The organism is Kitasatospora sp. McL0602, from assembly GCF_052076145.1.
In the GTDB taxonomy this organism is placed as follows: Bacteria; Actinomycetota; Actinomycetes; order Streptomycetales; family Streptomycetaceae; genus Kitasatospora.
In genome coordinates this window covers 5,099,827-5,119,213 of record NZ_CP197246.1, presented here as the reverse complement: position 1 = coordinate 5,119,213, position 19,387 = coordinate 5,099,827, and the positions used below count along the sequence as shown (strand labels likewise).

At 73.5% G+C, this 19,387-nt stretch carries 16 protein-coding genes; 3 read left to right on the top strand and 13 right to left on the bottom strand.

Going from position 1 to position 19,387, the window contains the following annotated elements; translation table 11 throughout:
- Positions 1-7: 7 nt before the first annotated feature.
- Positions 8-3,406, bottom strand: coding sequence for a trypsin-like peptidase domain-containing protein (locus ACR68M_RS23340; protein WP_441246056.1), 3,399 nt, complete (start codon positions 3,404-3,406; stop codon positions 8-10).
- An 88-nt stretch (positions 3,407-3,494) separates the two neighbouring features.
- Between ACR68M_RS23340 and ACR68M_RS23335 the strand changes: the two genes are divergently transcribed.
- Positions 3,495-4,172 (top strand): VOC family protein, encoded by a 678-nt coding sequence (locus tag ACR68M_RS23335; RefSeq protein WP_441246055.1) that lies wholly within the window; start codon positions 3,495-3,497, stop codon positions 4,170-4,172.
- A 214-nt stretch (positions 4,173-4,386) separates the two neighbouring features.
- Here the strand turns inward: ACR68M_RS23335 and truB are convergent, their stop codons facing one another.
- From truB to rimP, 8 genes are all read right to left on the bottom strand, one after another.
- Entirely contained in the window at positions 4,387-5,292 is a 906-nt protein-coding gene (truB, locus tag ACR68M_RS23330; protein WP_441246054.1) for a tRNA pseudouridine(55) synthase TruB, read from the bottom strand.
- Positions 5,293-5,354: 62 nt separating this feature from the next.
- Positions 5,355-6,455 carry a DHH family phosphoesterase gene (locus ACR68M_RS23325; protein WP_441246053.1) on the bottom strand — a complete coding sequence of 367 codons (1,101 nt, stop codon included), beginning with the start codon at positions 6,453-6,455 and terminating at the stop codon, positions 5,355-5,357.
- 2 nt (positions 6,456-6,457) lie between these two features.
- A complete protein-coding gene (gene rbfA, locus ACR68M_RS23320) occupies positions 6,458-6,898 on the bottom strand; it encodes a 30S ribosome-binding factor RbfA (RefSeq protein WP_441246052.1) in 441 nt (146 codons plus the stop codon).
- A 150-nt stretch (positions 6,899-7,048) separates the two neighbouring features.
- Positions 7,049-7,342, bottom strand: coding sequence for a DUF503 domain-containing protein (locus ACR68M_RS23315; RefSeq protein WP_441246051.1), 294 nt, complete (start codon positions 7,340-7,342; stop codon positions 7,049-7,051).
- A 131-nt stretch (positions 7,343-7,473) separates the two neighbouring features.
- Positions 7,474-10,677 carry a translation initiation factor IF-2 gene (gene infB, locus ACR68M_RS23310; protein ID WP_441246050.1) on the bottom strand — a complete coding sequence of 1,068 codons (3,204 nt, stop codon included), beginning with the start codon at positions 10,675-10,677 and terminating at the stop codon, positions 7,474-7,476.
- A 208-nt stretch (positions 10,678-10,885) separates the two neighbouring features.
- Positions 10,886-11,179: a YlxR family protein gene (locus ACR68M_RS23305; RefSeq protein ID WP_441251692.1), complete on the bottom strand. Its 294-nt coding sequence runs from the start codon at positions 11,177-11,179 to the stop codon at positions 10,886-10,888.
- Between the two features lie 67 nt (positions 11,180-11,246).
- Positions 11,247-12,263: a transcription termination factor NusA gene (gene nusA / locus ACR68M_RS23300; RefSeq protein ID WP_441246049.1), complete on the bottom strand. Its 1,017-nt coding sequence runs from the start codon at positions 12,261-12,263 to the stop codon at positions 11,247-11,249.
- A gap of 52 nt (positions 12,264-12,315) precedes the next feature.
- Complete coding sequence (gene rimP / locus ACR68M_RS23295) at positions 12,316-12,864, bottom strand: ribosome maturation factor RimP (RefSeq protein WP_441246048.1); 549 nt, start codon at positions 12,862-12,864, stop codon at positions 12,316-12,318.
- 288 nt (positions 12,865-13,152) lie between these two features.
- Here rimP and ACR68M_RS23290 point away from each other — a divergent pair, with 288 nt between their 5' ends.
- Both ACR68M_RS23290 and ACR68M_RS23285 read left to right on the top strand, forming a co-directional pair.
- The gene (locus ACR68M_RS23290; RefSeq protein ID WP_441246047.1) at positions 13,153-14,106 is read left to right on the top strand and encodes a ferritin-like domain-containing protein; all 954 of its coding nucleotides are present in this window, start codon (positions 13,153-13,155) and stop codon (positions 14,104-14,106) included.
- A gap of 191 nt (positions 14,107-14,297) precedes the next feature.
- The gene (locus ACR68M_RS23285) at positions 14,298-15,197 is read left to right on the top strand and encodes an aminoglycoside phosphotransferase family protein (RefSeq protein WP_441246046.1); all 900 of its coding nucleotides are present in this window, start codon (positions 14,298-14,300) and stop codon (positions 15,195-15,197) included.
- On the opposite strand, the gene ACR68M_RS23280 is transcribed toward ACR68M_RS23285, so the two are convergent.
- From ACR68M_RS23280 to ACR68M_RS23265, 4 genes are all read right to left on the bottom strand, one after another.
- Positions 15,170-15,736 (bottom strand): GNAT family N-acetyltransferase, encoded by a 567-nt coding sequence (locus ACR68M_RS23280; protein ID WP_441246045.1) that lies wholly within the window; start codon positions 15,734-15,736, stop codon positions 15,170-15,172. The two genes, ACR68M_RS23285 and ACR68M_RS23280, sit on opposite strands and share 28 nt — an antisense overlap.
- Before the next feature lie 32 nt (positions 15,737-15,768).
- Positions 15,769-16,644 carry a GNAT family N-acetyltransferase gene (locus tag ACR68M_RS23275; RefSeq protein ID WP_441251691.1) on the bottom strand — a complete coding sequence of 292 codons (876 nt, stop codon included), beginning with the start codon at positions 16,642-16,644 and terminating at the stop codon, positions 15,769-15,771.
- 120 nt (positions 16,645-16,764) lie between these two features.
- Positions 16,765-17,925 carry a flavodoxin-dependent (E)-4-hydroxy-3-methylbut-2-enyl-diphosphate synthase gene (gene ispG, locus ACR68M_RS23270; RefSeq protein WP_441246044.1) on the bottom strand — a complete coding sequence of 387 codons (1,161 nt, stop codon included), beginning with the start codon at positions 17,923-17,925 and terminating at the stop codon, positions 16,765-16,767.
- Positions 17,926-18,067: 142 nt separating this feature from the next.
- Positions 18,068-19,372, bottom strand: coding sequence for a M50 family metallopeptidase (locus ACR68M_RS23265; RefSeq protein ID WP_441246043.1), 1,305 nt, complete (start codon positions 19,370-19,372; stop codon positions 18,068-18,070).
- Positions 19,373-19,387 lie beyond the last annotated feature (15 nt).

Sequence of the window (19,387 nt, the reverse complement as noted above, 5' to 3'; positions counted from 1 at the left end):
CGAACCCCTATAGCGTGCCATGCGCCCGCCCCGGCTTCGGCACCGGAAGGCCCGCTGCGCGCGGCGAGGGGACGCCGGGCCCGGCCCCGGCCCCCCGCTCGGCCTCGGCGGCGGCGTACTGCGGGTCACGACCCTCCGCCACCAGCTCGCGCATCCGCGTCAGCAGCGGCCCGCCCGGTGGCCGCGGCTCCCCCTCCGGCCACTCGGCGAGCAGCCGGGCGAAGGCGGCGGAGCGGCCCGCGCAGCGCACCAGCACGGCGTCGGCCGGCCCGTCCTCGGTCGCCGTCCGGCGCACCAACTCCCGGGCCCGGCCCGGCTCGTGCTCCGCACAGGTGTCGGCCGTCAGCTCCAGCACCGCCGTCAGCACCAGCGGGTCGCGCTCGGCCAGCAGCAGGGTGTCCAGCGCCTTCGCGCGGGCGGGCAGGCCGGGCCCGGCGAGAAGCACCGCGAAGACCCGCCGGACGGCGGCGGGCTGGCTGCGGCGGATCTCGGCCAGCAGCGGCCCGGCCTCCGCCGACCGGGCGAGCAGCCGGTCGAGGTACTCGGCGACCTGGGCGGCCCGCTCGGGACGCTCCCTGAGCAGCCCGGCGGCCAGCGCGAGCCCCTGCCGGGAGGTGCCGGGGTCGGTGGCCTCGGCGAGCAGCCACAGCGCCTCGGCCACCGCCCCGCCCGGCTCGGCCAGCCGGGCCCGCAGCGCTGCCAGGACGGGCACCGGTTCGGCCGCCAGCGCCGGGCCGAGCACCTCGGCGGTGACGAACGGGTCGTCCGCCCGGTAGGCGGCCAGGGCCGCCGCCAGGTGGGCCGGCCTGGTCTCCGGGTAGCGCACGAGCAGCGCCAACGCGGCGCCGTGCAGGGCGGGTTCGTCCTCGCGGGCGAGCAGGGTGGCGGCGGTGAAGCGGAGCAGCGCGGGGCCGGGGCCGCCCGCGTGCGGGGCCGCTCGCAGGGCGTGTACGGCGGCCGCGACGTGCCGCTCGGGTCTCGGGTCGTGGCTCCAGCGGTCCACCGCGCGGCAGAGCGCGGAGGGCTCCTCGGCGGCCAGCAGCGAGAGCAGCGCGTCGGCCCGGGGGTGCGCCGCATCGACCAGGCACTCCGTCAGGTCGTCCAGCGCCAGGTGCCGGTGCGCGTACGACAGGTCGTGTGCGACGTCCGCGACGGTGCTCCCCGGGCGGGCGGTGAGCCGCCCACCGTCCTCGAACCAGCGGCAGAGCAGCGGCAGTACGCCGCGCGGGTCGGCGGCCAGCAGCTCGGCGGTCGCGGCCCGGAAGCTCTGCGCGGGGCCGTCGGAGCGGACCAGCAGCCGGAGCAGGCCGAGCCGGTCCGCCGGGGTCAGCGGCAGGGCGGCCCAGAACTCCGGGCCGAACTCGCCGCCGTGCTCGCCCCGCCTGGCCAGCCACTCCAGCAGCGGCCGGTGCGCCGTCGGGTCGGGCGCCCCGGCCAGTACGGCGGCGAGCAGCCGCCCGGCCCACCAGGCGGGCTCGCTGCCGGGCTCGGCGCGGTCGAGCGCCTGGCGGAGCCGGTCCAGCCACCCGTCGAGGGCCGACGCCTCGGCCGGGCCGGGCCGCCGGAGCGCGGCCAGCACCGGGCCGATCCGGTGCCGGGGCACACCGTGCGGGCAGGCCGGGTCCGCCGTCTCGGCGAGCAGCAGCCGCAGCGCACCGTCCAGATCCAGGTGCAGCCCCTGGAGCCACTCCGCGAACTCCTCGTGCGCCATCCGGTAGCCGTCCCCCGCCGGGACGAACACGCCCTCCCCCAGCACCGCCTGCGCCCAGCCGCCCTCCGCCGGGAACAGCTCGTCGAACACCCCCCGGCCCAACCCGCCGTGCCCCACCGCCAGCATCCGCCGGGCCGCCTCGTGCAGCCGCCCGGCGACCGTGGCGGCGAGGCGCCGCACCTGTCCGGGCTGCTCGACCGCCGGGCGCGGCGCACCCCGGCGGTGCGCGCCGGGGCGGCGCACCTGCGCCCCGGCGGCCAGCCGTCGCGCCACCCGCAGGCAGCACAGGTCCAGGTGGGCCGCGTACAGCTGGTCGCGCCCCGGCGCGGGCCCGCGCACTCCGGCGCCGTGCAGGCCGCCCGCCAGCCGCAGGGCCAGCGGGTGCTGGGCCAAGGGGTGCTGGGCCTCGGCCGGGCCCAGCCAGCCGGCGGGCAGGCCGTAGCGCCGCGCGGCGCGGTCGGCGGCCTCGGCGGGCAGCAGGCCGAGACCGTGCACCTGGGTTTCCGTCAGGTCCGCCCCGCAGCGGTCCCACTCCTCCGGGCGGCAGGCCAGCAGCAGCCGGGCGCCGCTGCCGGCCAGCCACTCCCGCCCGGCCGCGAGCCAGCTCGCCGAGACGGCGGCCGGGGCCTCCTCCGGCGCGTCCAGCACCACCAGCAGCGGGCGGCCCGCCGCCGCACAGATCCCGGCGACCTCGTCCGGGTCAGGCGGTGGCACCTCCAACAGCCCGGCGGCACGGGCGAGTTCGCGCCCCACGGCGGAGGCCGGGGAGCTGTCGGCGGCGGCCAGGTCGGCGCCGCGCAGCCAGAGCGTCGGCCCAGGCCGGCGCCCGCCAGCCCGCCGGACTGTCAGCGCCGCCAGCTCGGTGGTCCGCCCGCTGCCCGGCCCGCCGACCAGGGCCGTCACGGGGCCCTGCGGCTCCTCGCCGGTCAGCCCGTCCGGCCGGTCCACCCGGTCGGCGGCCAGATCGGCGATCCGTCCGGGCCCGGCACTCGCCGACCCCAGCTGAACGGAGGCGAGTTGCAGCACCCCGCCCAGATTGAGCGCCCTCCCGTACGCGGGCACGGTCGCCGCGTTCCGCGCCAGCACCGACGCGAGGCCGACGCCGACGAGTGGCACCGCCGGGACACCCCTCGGGTGTCCGCTCCGCAGCCCCGGCGCGACCACCCCGACCACCGCGCCGGTCTCGGCGTCCAGCACCGGGGCACCCGGCGTCGGCAGCGTGTCCAGCTGCGGCAGGTCGAGCAGCAGCGCGGCCTCCACCAGGTGGAAGGCGTCCGCCCACGGGTACATCGCTCCGCAGCTCGCCAACACCCCACCCTGGGTCAGCGCGGGCTCCTCGCCCCCGGGCCGCAGGTACGGCACCGCGACCAGCACCCCCGCACCCCCCGTGGCGACCGGCAGCGGCGGCACCGGCAGACCGCCCACGGCATCCGTCCGCAGCAGAGCCAGCCCGTGCTGCGGCAGCGCCTCGATGCTGCCCTCCCCCAGCACCCGGGTCTGCCCGCCCGGCGTGTGCAGCACCAGCCGGGTCAGCCCGGCGACCACCTCGTGCGCGGTGACGACCGTCCCCAGCAGGTCCACCACGAAGCCGAAGCCCGTCGTCCGCCCGCCCGTGTCGCACACCCGCACCACCGCGAGGGCCGACCGCTGCCCACCGGCCATCCGCCCTGCCTCCCCACCACGGCCGTCGTCCATGCCGCGGTGAGCCTGCCCCGGCTCACCCCCACCACTCCGCCGATCACTCGTCCGGGTGAGAGTTCGGCCATCCGCTATCTTGTCCGGCATGATCGACGCAGAGCCCGTGACCGGGCGCATCCGACCCCGTCAGTTCCACGAGGCTGCGGGGGTCGAGGACTGGCGGGTGCTGGGCGAAGGGGCCTGCACGTACTTCCGTACGGGGTCGTTCGCGGTCGGCGCCGCATTCGCGCAGGCGCTCGGCGGGCTGCCCCGCTGCCCGGACGTGGACCTGCGGCAGGACGGCGTGACGGTACGTCTGATCACCCTCACGCCCGACTACTACGGGATGACCGAGCAGGACGTCGAACTCGCCCGGCAGATCTCCGCCATCGCCCGTGACCTCGGCCTGACCGCCGACCCGTCGGCCGTCCGGACCGTCCAGGTCACCGTCGACGCCCTGTCCATCGCCGACGTGGTGCCGTTCTGGCGGGCCCTGCTCGGCTACCAGCACCGCAGCGGCAGCCCCGAGGACCTGATCGACCCGCAGGGCCGAGGCGCACCGATGTACTTCCAGCAGATGGACGAAGCCCGCCCCCAGCGCAACCGCGTCCACCTCGACGTCTGGGTCCCCCACGACCAGGCCGAGACCCGGATCGCCGCAGCCCTGGCCGCCGGCGGCCGCCTGATCACCGCCGAACACGCCCCCAACCACTGGGTCCTCGCCGACCCCGAGGGCAACGAAGCCTGCGTCGGCACCTGCGGCGCGCCCCTACCGGGGCGTTAGCCCCCAGGGGCGCGGGGCTCTGCTGGATTCACTGCGTGCGCGACATCGGAAGGTGCAGCGCCGCACTCTTCGATGCTCGCCGAACTTGCACTATCCAGGGGCGCGGGGAACTGCGCGGGGCGGAAGGCACCGGACCGTTGCTTCCGTACTCGCGCACGCAGTGAATCCAGCAGAGCCCCGCGCCCCTGGTGGCTGGCCGTCGCGACAGCGTGCGTCAGCCGACGAAGACCGCTACCGGCTTGGCGCGGCCGCCATCCTCCTCGACCAGGGCGAGAAAGGTGCCGGCGGGGTCGAAGACGGCGATCGGGCCGTCGACGCCGAGGCCGGGGGCCTTGAGCCGCATGCCGTTGGAGAGCAGCTTCGCCTGCTCCTCGTCGATGTCCCAGCGGGGAAAAGCGGCTGCGGCGGCGTCCGCGATCGGCAGCACCTCCAGCTGCTCCTCCAACTGCTCCAGCGTCCGTGCCGACTCGACGCCGTAGGGGCCGACCTTGGTCCGCCGCAGGGCGGTCAGGTGGCCGCCGACGCCGAGACCGGCGCCGAGGTCGCGGGCCAGTGCCCGGATGTAGGTGCCGGAGGAGCACTCGACGGTGACGTCGAGGTCGACCACGGGGGTGCCGTCCTCGGCGACGGCCGGGCGGACGTCGTGCACCACGAAGGAGTGGATGGTCGTCGCCCGCGCCGGGATCTCGAACTCCTCGCCCTCCCGGACGCGTGAGTACGACCGCTTCCCGTCGATCTTGATGGCACTGACCTTGGACGGCACCTGCATGATCTCGCCGGTCAGCACGGCGACGCCCGCGTCGATCCCGTCCCGGGTGACGCCGGAGGCGTCCGTCGAGGAGATCACGTCGCCCTCGCGGTCGTCCGTGATCGTGTCCTGGCCGAGCCGGATGGTCGCCTCGTAGGTCTTGGCGGTGAGCATCAGGTGCCCGAGCAGCCGGGTGGCCCGCTCGACGCCGATGACGAGCACGCCGGTGGCCATCGGGTCCAGGGTCCCGGCGTGGCCGACCTTCCGGGTGCCGGCCAGCCAGCGAAGTTTGGCCACCACCCCGTGCGAGGTGATGCCCTCCGGCTTGTCGACAATGACCAGACCGTCGGGGCCGGTGCCTTTACGCTTCATCGGATCTTTCCGTGCAGAGGGTTCGTGCAGAGATGGCGGGCAGAGGTGGCGGGCAGCGGGAGTCAGCAGGACGGCAGCGCCGCGCGGAACCGCCCGACCACCGCCGGTACGTCCTCGCGGACGGCGAAGCCCGCCGCGAACTTGTGGCCGCCGCCGCCGAGCTCGGCGCAGACGGCCGCGACGTCGACGGCGCCCTTGGCCCGGCAGGAGCCGCGCAGGGTGCCGTCCGGGTCCTGCTTGAGGACGAGCGCGACCTCCGCCTCGGCGGGCCTCCGCAGGACGTCGATCAGGCCCTCGATCTCCTCGACGGTGACGCCGAACAGCGCCAGGTCCTGGTAGGGCACCCAGGTCCACACCAGGCCCCGCCCGCCGGCCGCCTCGGGCTCGTACACGGCGCGCTCCAGCGCACCGGCGAGCACCTTGAGGTAGCCGAAGGAGGAGGTGTCCCAGAGCTGTCGGGAGATCAGGTCGTGCCGGATGCCGGTGGCCAGCAGGCGCCCGGCGAGTTCGTGGGTGGCGGGGGTGGTGCCCGCGTACTTGAAGGAGCCGGTGTCGGTGGCCACGCCGGTGTAGAGGCAGGTGGCGAGCGCCTGGTCGAGCGGCACCTGGAGGCGCCGCAGCAGTTCGTCGACCAGGACGGCGGTGGCGGGCGCGCCCGGGTCGATCAGGCGGTGGGTGCCGAAGCCGGGGTTGGAGGCGTGGTGGTCGATGACCACCAGCGCGGGGGCCGCGAAGGCCTTCGCGTGCAGCAGGCCGAGCCGCGACTCGGCGGCGACGTCGAAGCAGAGCACCAGCTCGGGCCGGTCCGGCACCTCGGCGGCGGGCACGATCAGCTCCTGGCCGGGCAGGAAGGCCAGCGACTCGGGGATGACCTGCGGGTCGTCGCCGAAGGAGACCCGCACCCGGTGGCCGAGCGAGCGCAGTGCCAGCCCGGCCGCGAGCGCGGAGCCGAGGGCGTCGCCGTCCGGGTTGATGTGGCAGATCAGGTCGATCTCGGAGGCCGAGCCGATCAGCGCGACGACGCGCTGCCACTCCAGCTCGAAGCCTTCCGAGGAGTGGGCGAGGGGTGACTCGCTGCGAGGCCCGGGAAGCACCGCGAGGGCACCCTCCACCGTGTCGGTGGAAGATGCCCCCTGGCCGGTCCGGGCCGGCTCCGCGGTCATGCTTACTCGTCCCCGTCTTCGGCTTCACCGGGGGTGCGGTACGGGTCCGCGTCCCCGGCGTAGGTCGCGCCGGCGGCGGCCGTGCGGACGGCGGCGTCGGAGAGCCGGGCCTTGTCCAGCAGGTCGTCGATGTTCTTGGCGTTGTCCGGCAGGGCGTCCGCGACGAAGGTCAGCGTCGGGGTGAAGCGCACCCCGGTCTGCTTGCCGACCTCGGAGCGGAGCACGCCCTTGGCACTCTCCAGCGCGGCGGCCGTGGCCTGCCGCTCCAGGTCGTCGCCGTAGACCGTGTAGAAGACGGTGGCCTCGCGCAGGTCCCCGGTGACCCGGGTGTCAGTGATGGTGACGTAGCCCAGGCGCGGGTCCTTGACCCGCCGTTGCAGGGTCTCGGCCACGACCACCTTGATGCGGTCGGCGAGCTTGCGCGCCCTTGCGGTGTCGGTCACGTTGCCTCCTCGTGCAGTGAGCGCGGTACCCGGGTCACGTACGCACCCGGTGGGGCCCATGCCCCAAAATACCTGCCCGCGCCCAGCCTTGTGGGCGCTCTCGGTCCTCGTCGGTGTGACGGTGATGACGTACCACCACCGCCCCCGCTCTCAATCATCGTCGCCGTGGTAGCGCCTCCTCGCGGAGAGCAACTGCACCTCGGGGCGGCCGGCGACGAGCCGCTCACAGCTGTCCAGGATCTCGGTGACGAACCCGGCTTCGCCGGACACCACCGCCAGGCCGATCTCGGCCCTGCGGTGCAGATCCTGGTTCCCGACTTCCGCCGCGCACACGCTGTACTTGCGCTGCAGCTCGGCCACGATGGGCCGCACGATCGAGCGCTTCTCCTTCAGCGAGTGGACGTCGCCGAGGAGCAGGTCGAAGGTGAGTGTTCCTACGAACATGTGTGACAGGTCTCGCCGACCTGAGGGCCTCGTAGAGATCCCCTACCGGGGAACGTACGGCGACCCTACACAGCGAGACCGGGGCCGGTCGACGGGAATTCCCCCGTCGACCGGCCCCGGGCAGCCGACGCTTACGCGCGCGGCTTCTCGCGCATCTCGTACGTCTCGATGACGTCGTCGACCTTGATGTCGTTGAACGACCCCAGGGTCACACCGGCCTCGAAGCCCTCGCGGACCTCGGTCGCGTCGTCCTTGAAACGACGCAGACCCTCGATGGTGAGGCTCTCCGTGATGAGCTTGCCGTCACGGATGAGGCGCGCCTTGGCGTTGCGGCGCAGCAGGCCCTCGCGGACGATGACACCCGCGATGTTGCCGAACTTGGAGGAGCGGAACACCTCGCGGATCTCTGCAGAACCGAGGCGCACCTCCTCGTACTCCGGCTTGAGCAGACCCTTGAGGGCCGCCTCGATCTCCTCGATCGCCTGGTAGATGACCGAGTAGTACCGGACGTCCACGCCTTCCTTGTCGGCCGCAGTACGGGCACGGCCTTCGGCGCGCACGTTGAAGCCGATGATGATGGCGTCCGAGCCCATCGCCAGGTCCACGTCGGACTCGGTGATCGCACCCACACCGCGGTGCAGGATGCGGAGCTCGACCTCCTCGCCCACGTCGAGCTTGACGAGTGCGTCTTCCAGGGCCTCGACGGAACCGGAGACGTCACCCTTGACGATGAGGTTGAGCTGCTGGATGCCGCCCGCCGCGATCGCCTGGTCCAGGTTCTCCAGGGAGACCCGCATCGGACGCTTGGCGAACATGGCGTTGCGGTCACGCGCCGAACGCTTCTCGGCGATCTGACGCGCGGTGCGGTCGTCGTCGACGACGATGAAGCTGTCGCCGGCGCGGGGCACCGAGGTGAGACCGAGCAGCAGGACGGGACGGGACGGACCCGCCTCCTCCACGTTGTTGCCGTTCTCGTCCAGCATCGCGCGGACGCGGCCGTGGGCGTCACCGACGGCGATCGAGTCGCCGACGCGGAGGGTACCGCGCTGGACGAGGACGGTCGCCATGGCGCCGCGGCCCTTGTCGAGGTGGGCCTCGATGGCAATACCCTGCGCGTCCTGGTCCGGGTTGGCGACCAGGTTGAGCGAGGCGTCGGCGGTGAGGACGACGGCCTCGAGCAGCGAGTCGATGTGCAGACCCTGGCGCGCGGAGATGTCGACGAACATGGTGTCGCCGCCGTACTCCTCGGCCACCAGACCGAACTCGGTCAGCTGACCACGGACCTTGACCGGGTCCGCACCCTCGACGTCGATCTTGTTGACCGCGACCACGATCGGCACACCGGCGGCCTTGGCGTGGTTCAACGCCTCGACCGTCTGCGGCATGACACCGTCGTTGGCCGCGACCACCAGGATCGCGATGTCGGTGGACTTGGCACCACGGGCACGCATGGCGGAGAACGCCTCGTGACCCGGGGTGTCGAGGAAGGTGATCCGACGCTCTTCGCCGTTGACCTCGGCCGAGACCTGGTAGGCACCGATGTGCTGGGTGATGCCACCGGCCTCGCCGGCCACGACGTTGGACTTGCGGATCGCGTCCAGCAGTCGGGTCTTACCGTGGTCGACGTGACCCATGACGGTGACGACCGGCGGGCGAGGCATGAGCTCGTCCTCGTCGCCCTCGTCGGCACCGAAGTCGATGTCGAACGACTCCAGCAGCTCGCGGTCCTCGTCGTCCCGGCTGACGATCTCCAGGATGAAGCCCATCTCCTGGGCCAGCATCTCAAGGGTCGCGTCGGAGACCGACTGGGTCGCGGTGACCATCTCACCGAGGTTGAACATCACCGAGACGAGCGCGGCCGGGTTGGCGTTGATCTTCTCCGCGAAGTCCATCAGCGAGGCACCACGCGACAGGCGCACGGTCGCACCGTTGCCGCGGGGCAGCATCACACCGCCGACGGACGGAGCCTGCATCGACTCGTATTCCTGACGACGCTGGCGCTTCGACTTGCGGCCACGCGCCGGGCGACCACCCGGGCCACGACCGAAGGCACCCTGCGTGCCACCACGGGCACCCGGGCCGCCGGGACGGCCGCCGAAGCCACCGGGACGCGGGCCGAAGCCACCGCCGCCACCGGCGCCGCCACCCGGACGGGGGCCGCCGAAGCCGCCGCCACCGGCCGGACGCGAGCCCGGACCGGCCGGACGACCGGCGAAGCCGGGACGGGCGCCACCGGCACCAGCGCCGGGACCACCCGGACGGCCACCGGGGCCACCCGGGCCACGGCCGCCGGGGCCGGGACGCGCGCCGGGGCCCGGGGCGGGCCGCTGCGGCATCATGCCCGGGTTCGGGCGGGGCATACCGGACGGGCTCGGGCCACCGGGGCGCGGGCCGGCCGGACGGGGCATGCCGTCGGGGCGCGAGGCACCGGCGGGACGCGGGCCGCGGTCGGCACCGGGGGCACCGGCGGGACGCGGACGGTCGCCACCGGGACGCGGAGCGCCACGGTCAGCACCCGGAGCACCAGCCGGACGGGCCGGACGGTCACCACCGGGACGCGGAGCGCCACGGTCAGCACCCGGAGCACCAGCCGGACGGGCCGGACGGTCACCACCGGGACGCGGAGCGCCACGGTCAGCACCCGGAGCACCAGCCGGACGGGCCGGACGGTCACCGGCACCGGCAGCAGCCGGACGGCGCTCGCCGGGGCGGCCCATGCCGGTCGCACTGCCCGAGGTGAACGGGTTGTTGCCCGGACGCGGGCCGGCCGGACGCGGGCCCGGACGGGCACCCGAGGACGGCGCGGCGGCAGCCGGACGGGCGGCCGGAGCAGCAGCCGGGCTCGCCGCAGCGGGCTTGGCCGGAGCGTCGGCGGCCGGAACGGCCGGGGCCGGGGAGGAGAACTCGGCGGCCGGAGCAGCCGGAGCCGGCGCAGCGGGACGCGCGGCCGGGCGGGGGCCCGGGGTCGCGGCGGCCGGCTTGGCGGCGGCGGGGGCGGCCGGAGCGGCGGGAGCCGCAGCGGCCGGGGTCGGACGGGGACCCGGGGTCGCGGCAGGGCGCGGACCCGGGGTGGGGGCACCCGGCTTGGGTGCGGCCGCACCGGCGGCAGCGCCACCGGTGGGCTGGGGCGCCGCGGGCTTCCGCGGGCCAGGCTTTGCAGCGGAACCACCCGTAGGTGCCACTCCAAGAGCGTCAGTCAACTTGCGCACGACCGGCGCCTCGATCGTCGAGGACGCCGAACGGACGAACTCACCCAGCTCGGTCAGCTTGGCCATGACGGCCTTGCTCTCCAAGCCAAGTTCCTTGGCGAGCTCGTATACCCGGACCTTAGCCACTTCACTCCAGTCTATGAGTCCGGGGCAATCGTCCGCCGGACTGTCGCTACTTCATGGGCGAACCCATCGCGTACTCATCGCGTACTCATCGAGGGGTGCTCATCGCAATCTCGACCTACTTCCAACTCGCGAGGTATTTGATGTGGCGCACGGCGCGTGACGATGCGCACGCCGTGCTGTCTTCTACGGTGGTGCCGCGCCTGAAAGCTCAGGGCGCAGGTGTGCCGCCTGCCGTCGCCTCCACGAACGAACGCAGAGCGTCCGTGCCGAGCGCTCCCTGGAGCCGGAAGGCCCTGGGGAACGCCTTGCGGCGGACCGCGAGGTCGAGACAGGCCAAGTCGGGGTGCAGATGTGCGCCCCGGCCGGGCAGTGCGCCGCGAAGGTCGGGGACGCACTCGCCCTCGACCGCCACGACACGCAACAGCTGGTGCTTGGCCGCTCGCTTGCGGCAGCCCACGCAGGTGCGTTCAGGGCATGCTCGGACATGCGTCCGGCCAGACAACCTCAAGTCTACCCCTCCGGAGGGACCTGGCGCCGCCCTGCCTGATCCGGCAGGACGACGGACCGGGTCAGTAGTCGTTGTCCGACCGGTCGTCCCGGTCACCCTCGGGGGCCTCGGTGTCCGGACGGATGTCGATCCGCCAGCCCGTCAGGCGGGCGGCGAGGCGGGCGTTCTGGCCCTCCTTGCCGATCGCCAGCGAGAGCTGGTAGTCCGGCACGATCACCCGGGCGGAGCGCTGGGCGTAGTCGACGATCTCCACCTTCGTCACCCGTGCGGGGGACAGCGCGGCGGCGACCATCTCGGCCGGGTCCTCCGACCAGTCGACGATGTCGATCTTCTCGCCGTGCAGCTCGGCCATCACGTTCCGCACCCGGCCGCCCATCGGGCCGATGCAGGCGCCCTTGGCGTTCAGGCCCTGACGGCGGGACCAGACGGCGATCTTGGTGCGGTGACCGGCCTCACGGGCGATCGAGGCGATCTCGACGCTGCCGTCGGCGATCTCCGGGACCTCCAGCGCGAACAGCTTGCGCACCAGGTTGGGGTGCGTCCGGGAGAGCGTCACCGACGCACCACGGACACCCCGGCGGACGGCGACCACGTAGCAGCGCAGGCGGGTGCCGTGGCGGTAGTCCTCGCCCGGGACCTGCTCCTGCGGCGGGAGGATGGCCTCCAGCTTGCCGATGTCGACCAGGACGTTCTTCGGGTCGTTGCCCTGCTGGACGACACCGGTGACGATGTCGCCCTCCTTGCCGGCGTACTCGCCGAAGGTCTGGTCGTCCGCGGCGTCCCGCAGGCGCTGCAGGATGACCTGCTTGGCCGTCGAGGCGGCGATCCGGCCGAAGCCGCTCGGGGTGTCGTCGAACTCCTTGGGCTCGACGCCCTCCTCCAGCTCGGCGGCGTCCTCCAGCGCCCAGACCGTCACGTGACCGCTCTTGCGGTTCAGCTCGACGCGCGCGCGGCGGCGCGAGCCCTCGGTGCGGTGGTACGCGATGAGGAGGGCCGACTCGATCGACTCGACCAGCAGCTCGAACGGGATGTTCTTCTCGGTGACAAGCCCACGCAGGGCGCTCATGTCGATGTCCACAGCTACGCCTCCTCTTCTCTCTTCAGGTACTTCAGGTACATGGTGCAGATGATCATTCGTCGTCGTCGTCGGAGTCGTCGGAGGCGTCGACGATGTCCTCGGTCAGGTCGAGGAGTTCCTCGTCCTTGCGGTTGAACTCGACCTGGACCCGGGCACGGGCGACCTCGGTGTAGGCCAGGCGGCGCTCCTTGGGCTTGCCGCGGCCCTTCACCGGCTGCACCTCGATCAGCGCGCCGTCCTCGTCGCTCTCCAGCACCCGGGCGACGATCTCCCCGCCGTCCACCAGGTGGATCTTGGCCAGTCGGCCCTCGGCCCGGTGCCAGTGCCTCGGCAGCGACAGCAGCCGCTCGGCCCCCGGCGAGCCGACCTCCAGCACGTACGGGGCGCTGCCCATCACGTCCGACTCGTCGAGCGCCTGGCTGACCAGGTGGCTGAAGTCGGCGATCGCGTCCAGGTCCACCCCGCCGTCCGCGTCCACGTCGACCTGGACCTGGCGGCGGCTGCCCTGCTGGGTGACCTTGATCTCTTCCAGATCGAGCCCGGACTCCGTGGCCAGCGGCTCCAGCAACTCGCGCAGCCGGTCGGTGGGGTTGGTGCTCATCCGGGTGACTCCTCGGCGCCGCGTGTGCTGTTGTCGGAAGGTGCTGGCCGCCTGCCCCTCCGGGGCCGATCACGGGGATCGCACGGCACAGGGGTCACAGCGGCTCGGCCGAAATCCTAACCGGTCAACCCCCGAACCGCCGATTCCAGGCGAGTCGGACACCGCCCGGTGGGCTGCTCGCCCCGGTGAGCCGCCCCGTCGGTGCTTTCTGTAATGATTCACGGCAGCGGGGGCTGGCCGGCCACCGCCTTCCCGTGGCCCCCACGCCACCTCTCTCCGGAGCGTTCGATGCTGTCGCCCACCCGGCGGACCTTCCTGGCCCTCGGCGCGTTCACCGGTGCCCTGCTGGTCTCCGGCTGCACGGACGACAGCGGCCCCGCCGCCGCCGACCACAAGCGACCCGACCCGGATCTGCCGCTGCGCACCCGCGCCGTCGCCACCACCGACCAGCTGCTGGCCGCCTACGACGCCGCCATCGCCGGGCCCGGCGCCGCCCAGGCCGCACTGCTGACGGCCCAGCGCGCCGACGTCGCCGCCCACCGCACCGCACTCGCCACCGGCCTCCCCACCCCGTCCGCCTCCCCCTCGGCCCCTGCCACCACGTCGACCGTGTCCACGGTCGCGGCGCTGGCCACCGCCGAACGGGAGGCCGCCGCCGCCCGGCTCGCCGACCTCGACGCCGCCTCCCCCGCCCTGGCCAAGCTGCTCGCCGCCGTCTCCGCCTCGGACGCGCTGCACGCGGCCGCCCTCGGCGACACCGGCCCGATCACGGCACCCACCGCCTCCGCTTCTCCCTCCGCGTCGCCGTCGTCCTCGCCCTCCCGCCCGCCCTCGGGCTCCACGGCCGTGCAGAGCGCGCTCGCCGCCGAACACGCCGCCGTCTACGGCTACGGCGTCATCGGCGGCCACCTGCCCGCCGGCCCCCAGCGCGAGGACGGCCACGCCTCCTACGCCGCTCACGAGGCCCGCCGCGACGCCTGGCAGCGCCTGCTCGCCACGGGCGGCGCCACCCCCGCCGCAGCGGCCGCGGGCTACCGCCTCCCCTTCGCCGTCACCAACCCCGCCACCGCGGCCGACCTCGCCGTCCACATCGAGGCCCAACTCACCGCCGTCTACGCCGACCTGGTCGCCGCCACCACCGGCCCGCTCCGCAGCACCGCCGCCGAAACCCTCCGCGACAGCGCCTTCCGCGCCCGCCACTGGGGCGGCACCCTCCCGGCCCTGCCCGGCATCCCGGCCTGAGGTTGCACCATCCAGGGGCGCGAGGAACTGCGCGCTGCGGAAGGCACCGGACCGTCTCTCCCGTTTCGCGCACGCAGTGAATCAAGCAGAGCCCCGCGCCCCTGGGCTCACCTGTTGCGTGCGCCTGACCAGCGGGTTCCGGCGGATGGCTGACAATGGGCGGGCACGGAACGACCGATCGAAGGGCCAGCATGCCGGCTGCAGGGCAGTTCACCGTCCCCGACCGTCTTGCGGCGCACGTCCGTGAGGACTCCCGGGGCGCCGCCTGGCTCGCCGCGTTGCCGGAGCTGGTCACCGAGCACCTCACGCAGTGGGGCCTCACGTTGGAGCGGGTCTGCCTGCCGGGCGGCCGCCGCAGCTTCACGGCCTGCGTGCGCCGGGCCGACGGCAGCCCGGCCGTGCTCAAGGTCACCCCGGACGGCGCCGCCGCCGAGGCTGCTGCGCTGGACCGCTGGGCCGGCCAGGGCGCAGCCCAGCTGCTGGCCGCCGACGCAGCAGCAGGGGTGCTGCTGCTGGAGCGCCTGCACGGCGACATCCCGCTGCGCTCGCTGCCCGAGGCCAAGGCGATGCTGGAGGCCACCAGCCTGCTCCGCCACCTGTGGGTGGCGCCGGCCGACGGCCATGCCCTCCCCCGGCTCGCCGACCGCGTCGCCGACGCCACGGCGATGCTGCGGCAGACCCCTGCGCTGCCCGAGGCCGCGCCGCTGGTCGACGAGGCGCTCGAAGCGGCCGCCGGGCTGCTGGCCGACCAGCCGGAGGAGCTGCTGCTGCACGGCGACTTCCACCACGGGAAGGTCCTCGCGGCGGAGCGCTCGCCCTGGCTGGCGGTCTCCCCCGAGCCGCTGGTGGGCGAGCGCGCCTACGACCTGGCATGGCTGGCGCGGGACCGGCTGGACACCCTGGCCGGGTCTCCCGGGCCGAAGGGCGCCGCCCGCAGGCGGCTGCACCGGCTGGCCGACGACGTCGAGGTGGAGCACGACCGGCTCCGGGGCTGGACGCTCTTCCGGGCCGTCGAGGCCGGCCTGCGCAGCTTCGCGGCGGGTGACGGCGCCACCGCCGAGCTCTACCTGGGGTTCGCCGACTGGCTGTGACCGCCGAGCAGCGGCAGCCGGGCCCCCATCACGGCGTACGGGCGCACGGTGTTGGGGAAGCGCACCGGGCGGGCGAGGTCGCGGTAGCCGAGCGAGCGGTAGAGCCGCCGGGCGGGTGTCTCGGCGTCGATCGCGGAGAGGATGCTGCGCGGGCGGCCCGAGCGTTCGCAGAGGGTGCGGATCAGTGAGCTGCCCAGGCCGAGGCCCTGGAACTCGGGCAGCACGTGCAGCTCGGTGACGGCGAAGACGTCGTCCAGCCAGTCACCGTGGCCCTGTGCCTCCAGGTGCGGCTGGATGACGGTGCTCCACCAGTGCTCGCGGCGGTTGGGCATGCCGTAGCCGAAGCCCACCAGCCGCCCTTCGCTCAGCGCGCCGAGCGCGATCACACCGGGCTGGAGCGCGTGGCGGACGACGATCTGCAGACGGACGGCCACCTCCTCCGGGGTCAGCCCGAAGGCGACCGCCTGGACGTCCAGGGCGTACGGCGCCCAGGCCGCGAGGTCGATGGCCTCGATCGTCACCTCGGTCAGCTGCTCCATGCCCCCGGACGTTACTACTCCGGGGCCCGCCACTAGAACAGGACGCTCATGAAGGCGCCGACCTCGCGGAAGCCCACCCGGCGGTAGGCGGCGCGGGCACGGACGTTGTAGTCGTTCACGTATAGCGAGACGACGGGGGCGACATCGGCCAGCGCGAAGTCGAGGACGGCCGCCATGCCCGCTTCGGAGATCCGCCGCCCCCGGTGTTCCGGGGCCACCCAGACGCCCTGGATCTGGCAGGCGCCGGAGGTGACGGCGCCGATCTCGGCCTTGAAGACGACCTGCCCGTCCTCGTCGAAGCGGGCGAACGAGCGGCCGGCGCCGATGAGTTCGGCGACCCGGGCCTGGTAGAGCAGGCCGCCGTCGCCGGCCAGCGGGGAGATGCCGACCTCCTCGGTGAACATCGCCACGCAGGCGGGCATCAGTGCATCGATCTCGATGCGCCGGACGCGTCGCACCAGCGGGTCGGGGGCGACCTCGGCGGCGGAGGTGGTGGTGGAGAGCAGCGGCTGGTGGGCCCGCACCTCGCGGGCCGGGCCCCAGCTGCGCTCCAGCAGGGCCCAGAGGGTCGCGGTGGCCTCGGCCGGGCCGACGATCGAGGAGCAGCGGCGGCCCTGGCGGCGGGCCCGCTCGGCGAACGCCCGGACCGCCTCGGGGCCGGCGTTGACGAGGACGAGGTTGGCTCCGGCGTAGCAGAGCGACTCCAGCCGCCCGTCGGCGTCGAACCAGCCCCACATCTCGCCGCCGAGCCGCCACGGGTCGAGCCCGACGGCCTCGACCCGGGTGGCGACGAAGGCGTTGGCCACCGGGTCTCGGTGGAGCACCTCCAGGGTGTCGGCCAGATCCGGGCTCTCGAGCACCCGGGTGGTTGCCAGGGCGCGGGCGACCGCGAAGGGGCCGGGCAGCATCACACCTCGATCGAGCACAGACACCTCACCAATCGGAACTCCTGCCGCACCCTACTCCGCCCCTCCCCGGGAGCAAGGTTCGAGGCCGTCCGCTCACGGACGGCCTCGGACGAGCCCTGATCAGTCGGCGGCGACGACCGTCGGCGCGCCGGCCTCGACGCCCTCGGCCTGCATCTGCTCGGCGAGCTTCAGGGCCTCCTCGATCAGCGTCTCGACGATCTTCGACTCGGGGACGGTCTTGATGACCTCGCCCTTGACGAAGATCTGGCCCTTCCCGTTGCCGGAGGCGACCCCGAGGTCGGCCTCGCGGGCCTCGCCGGGGCCGTTCACGACGCAGCCCATGACGGCGACGCGCAGCGGCACCTCCATGCCCTCCAGGCCGGCGGTGACCTCCTCGGCGAGCTTGTAGACGTCGACCTGGGCGCGGCCGCAGGACGGGCAGGAGACGATCTCCAGGCCGCGCTGGCGCAGGTTCAGCGACTCCAGGATCTGGTTGCCGACCTTGACCTCCTCGGCCGGCGGGGCCGAGAGGGAGACCCGGATGGTGTCGCCGATGCCCTCGGAGAGCAGCGCGCCGAAGGCGACGGCGGACTTGATGGTGCCCTGGAAGGCGGGCCCGGCCTCGGTCACGCCGAGGTGCAGCGGGTAGTCGCAGGCGGCGGCGAGCTGGCGGTACGCGTTGATCATCACGACCGGGTCGTTGTGCTTGACCGAGATCTTGATGTCGCGGAAGTCGTGCTCCTCGAACAGCGAGCACTCCCAGAGCGCGGACTCGACCAGCGCCTCGGGGGTGGCCCGGCCGTACTTCTCCAGCAGCCGCTTGTCGAGCGAACCGGCGTTGACGCCGATCCGGATCGGGACACCGGCGTCCTTGGCGGCCTTGGCGATCTCGCCGACCTTGTCGTCGAACTGCTTGATGTTGCCCGGGTTGACCCGGACGGCCGCGCAGCCGGCGTCGATCGCCGCGAAGACGTACTTGGGCTGGAAGTGGATGTCGGCGATCACCGGGATGCCGGACTTCTTGGCGATGATCGGCAGCGCGTCCGCGTCGTCCTGGGTCGGCACCGCGACCCGGACGATCTGGCAGCCGGAGGCCGTGAGCTCCGCAATCTGCTGCAGTGTGGCGTTGATGTCGGCCGTCACCGTCGTCGTCATGGACTGGACGGAGACCGGGGCGTCACCGCCGACCAGGACACTGCCGACCTTGATCTGCCGGGAGACCCGACGGGTGGCCAGCGGCTTGAGCGGCAGGGACGGAATACCGAGCGAGATCGCGGTCATGTGCGCAGGGTTCCCCAAGTGAGGTGAGTGGGCCGGCCGACGGGGCCGGGCGGGCCGCCTACTTCAGGCTCGGCCCGGCCTCCAACGGTACGCCACGGCCGGTGGGCCGAGCACACTCGGCCGACCCGCCACCCCGTCCGGGTCAGTTGATCTTCACCGGGTTGACGACGTCGGCGACCATCACCAGCGCCGTGAAGCAGATGAAGATGCCCGCCACCACGTACGCCACCGGCATCAGCTTCGCGACGTCGAACGGGCCCGGGTCGGTGCGGCGGAAGATCCGGGCGGCATGGCGGCGCAGCGACTCCCAGAGCGCACCGGCGATGTGGCCGCCGTCCAGCGGCAGCAGCGGCAGCATGTTGAAGAGGAAGAGCGAGAGGTTGATGCCGGCGAGCAGCTGGATCATGAAGGCGAGCTGCTGGGTGGCCGGCAGGTCCATCGCGAACACGTCGCCGCCGAGGCGGGCCGCGCCGACCATGCCCATCGGGGAGTCCACCGGGCGCGGGTCGTGGCCTACGATCGCGTGCCACAGGCCCGGGATCTTGCCCGGCAGGGCGGCCAGCGAGGAGACGCCGTGCTCGGCCATGTCGTACATCTGCGAGGCGCTCTCGCCCAGGCTCAGGTGCACCACGCCGACGGCCGGGGAGAAGCCGAGGAACCCGGCGGTGACGGGCGAGCCCGGGACGGGGCGGCCGTCCTTGTCGACCCGGCTGACGGTGTTGCTGGTGATGTTCGCGGTCAGCGTCTGCTGCTGTCCGCCGCGCTCCACCACGATCGGCACGCTCCGGCCGGGCGACTTCCGGATGTCCGCCTGGAGCTGCTTGTAGCTGGAGATCGAGTCGCCGTCGAAGGAGACGATCCGGTCACCGGCCCGCAGGCCCGCCGCGTTGGCGGGCGACGGGGCGGCGCCCGTCGGGCAGGTGTCGGTCGCCGTCGCGGCCGGGACGACGCACTGGCTGACGGTGGAGACCGTCGGCACCGACATCTGGAGGCCGATGCCCATGAACCAGCTCAGGTAGAGCGCGACCGAGAGGATCAGGTTCATGAACGGCCCCGCGAACATCACGATGACGCGCTTCCAGGGCTTCCGGGTGTAGAACAGCCGGTGCTCGTCGCCGGCCTGGAGCTCCTCGTAGGAGGCCTCCCGGGCGTCCTCGATCATCGAGCGCCAGGGCGAGCTGCTGCGCTTGGCTATCCGGCCGTCCGCACCCGGCGGGAACATCCCGATCATGCGGATGTACCCGCCGAGCGGGATCGCCTTGATCCCGTACTCGGTGTCGCCCTTCCGGCGTGACCAGACGGTCTTCCCGAAGCCGACCATGTACTGCGGCACCCGGATGCCGAAGAGCTTGGCCGTCGAGAGGTGGCCCAGCTCGTGCCAGGCGATCGAGAACAGCAGCCCGACCAGGAAGAGCAGGATGCCGAGCACCCACATCAACGTTGACACTGCTCGTCCTCCGTC

Coding starts and splice junctions, on each gene's coding strand:
- ACR68M_RS23335 (WP_441246055.1), top strand. CDS start 3,495: ATGATCGACGCAGAGCCCGTGACCGGGCGCATCCGACCCCGTCAGTTC.
- ACR68M_RS23275 (WP_441251691.1), bottom strand. CDS start 16,644: ATGCTGCCCGGCCCCTTCGCGGTCGCCCGCGCCCTGGCAACCACCCGG.
- ACR68M_RS23285 (WP_441246046.1), top strand. CDS start 14,298: ATGCCGGCTGCAGGGCAGTTCACCGTCCCCGACCGTCTTGCGGCGCAC.
- ACR68M_RS23340 (WP_441246056.1), bottom strand. CDS start 3,406: ATGGACGACGGCCGTGGTGGGGAGGCAGGGCGGATGGCCGGTGGGCAG.
- ACR68M_RS23315 (WP_441246051.1), bottom strand. CDS start 7,342: ATGTTCGTAGGAACACTCACCTTCGACCTGCTCCTCGGCGACGTCCAC.
- truB (WP_441246054.1), bottom strand. CDS start 5,292: ATGAAGCGTAAAGGCACCGGCCCCGACGGTCTGGTCATTGTCGACAAG.
- ACR68M_RS23280 (WP_441246045.1), bottom strand. CDS start 15,736: ATGGAGCAGCTGACCGAGGTGACGATCGAGGCCATCGACCTCGCGGCC.
- ispG (WP_441246044.1), bottom strand. CDS start 17,925: ATGACCGCGATCTCGCTCGGTATTCCGTCCCTGCCGCTCAAGCCGCTG.
- rimP (WP_441246048.1), bottom strand. CDS start 12,864: ATGAGCACCAACCCCACCGACCGGCTGCGCGAGTTGCTGGAGCCGCTG.
- ACR68M_RS23290 (WP_441246047.1), top strand. CDS start 13,153: ATGCTGTCGCCCACCCGGCGGACCTTCCTGGCCCTCGGCGCGTTCACC.
- ACR68M_RS23325 (WP_441246053.1), bottom strand. CDS start 6,455: ATGACCGCGGAGCCGGCCCGGACCGGCCAGGGGGCATCTTCCACCGAC.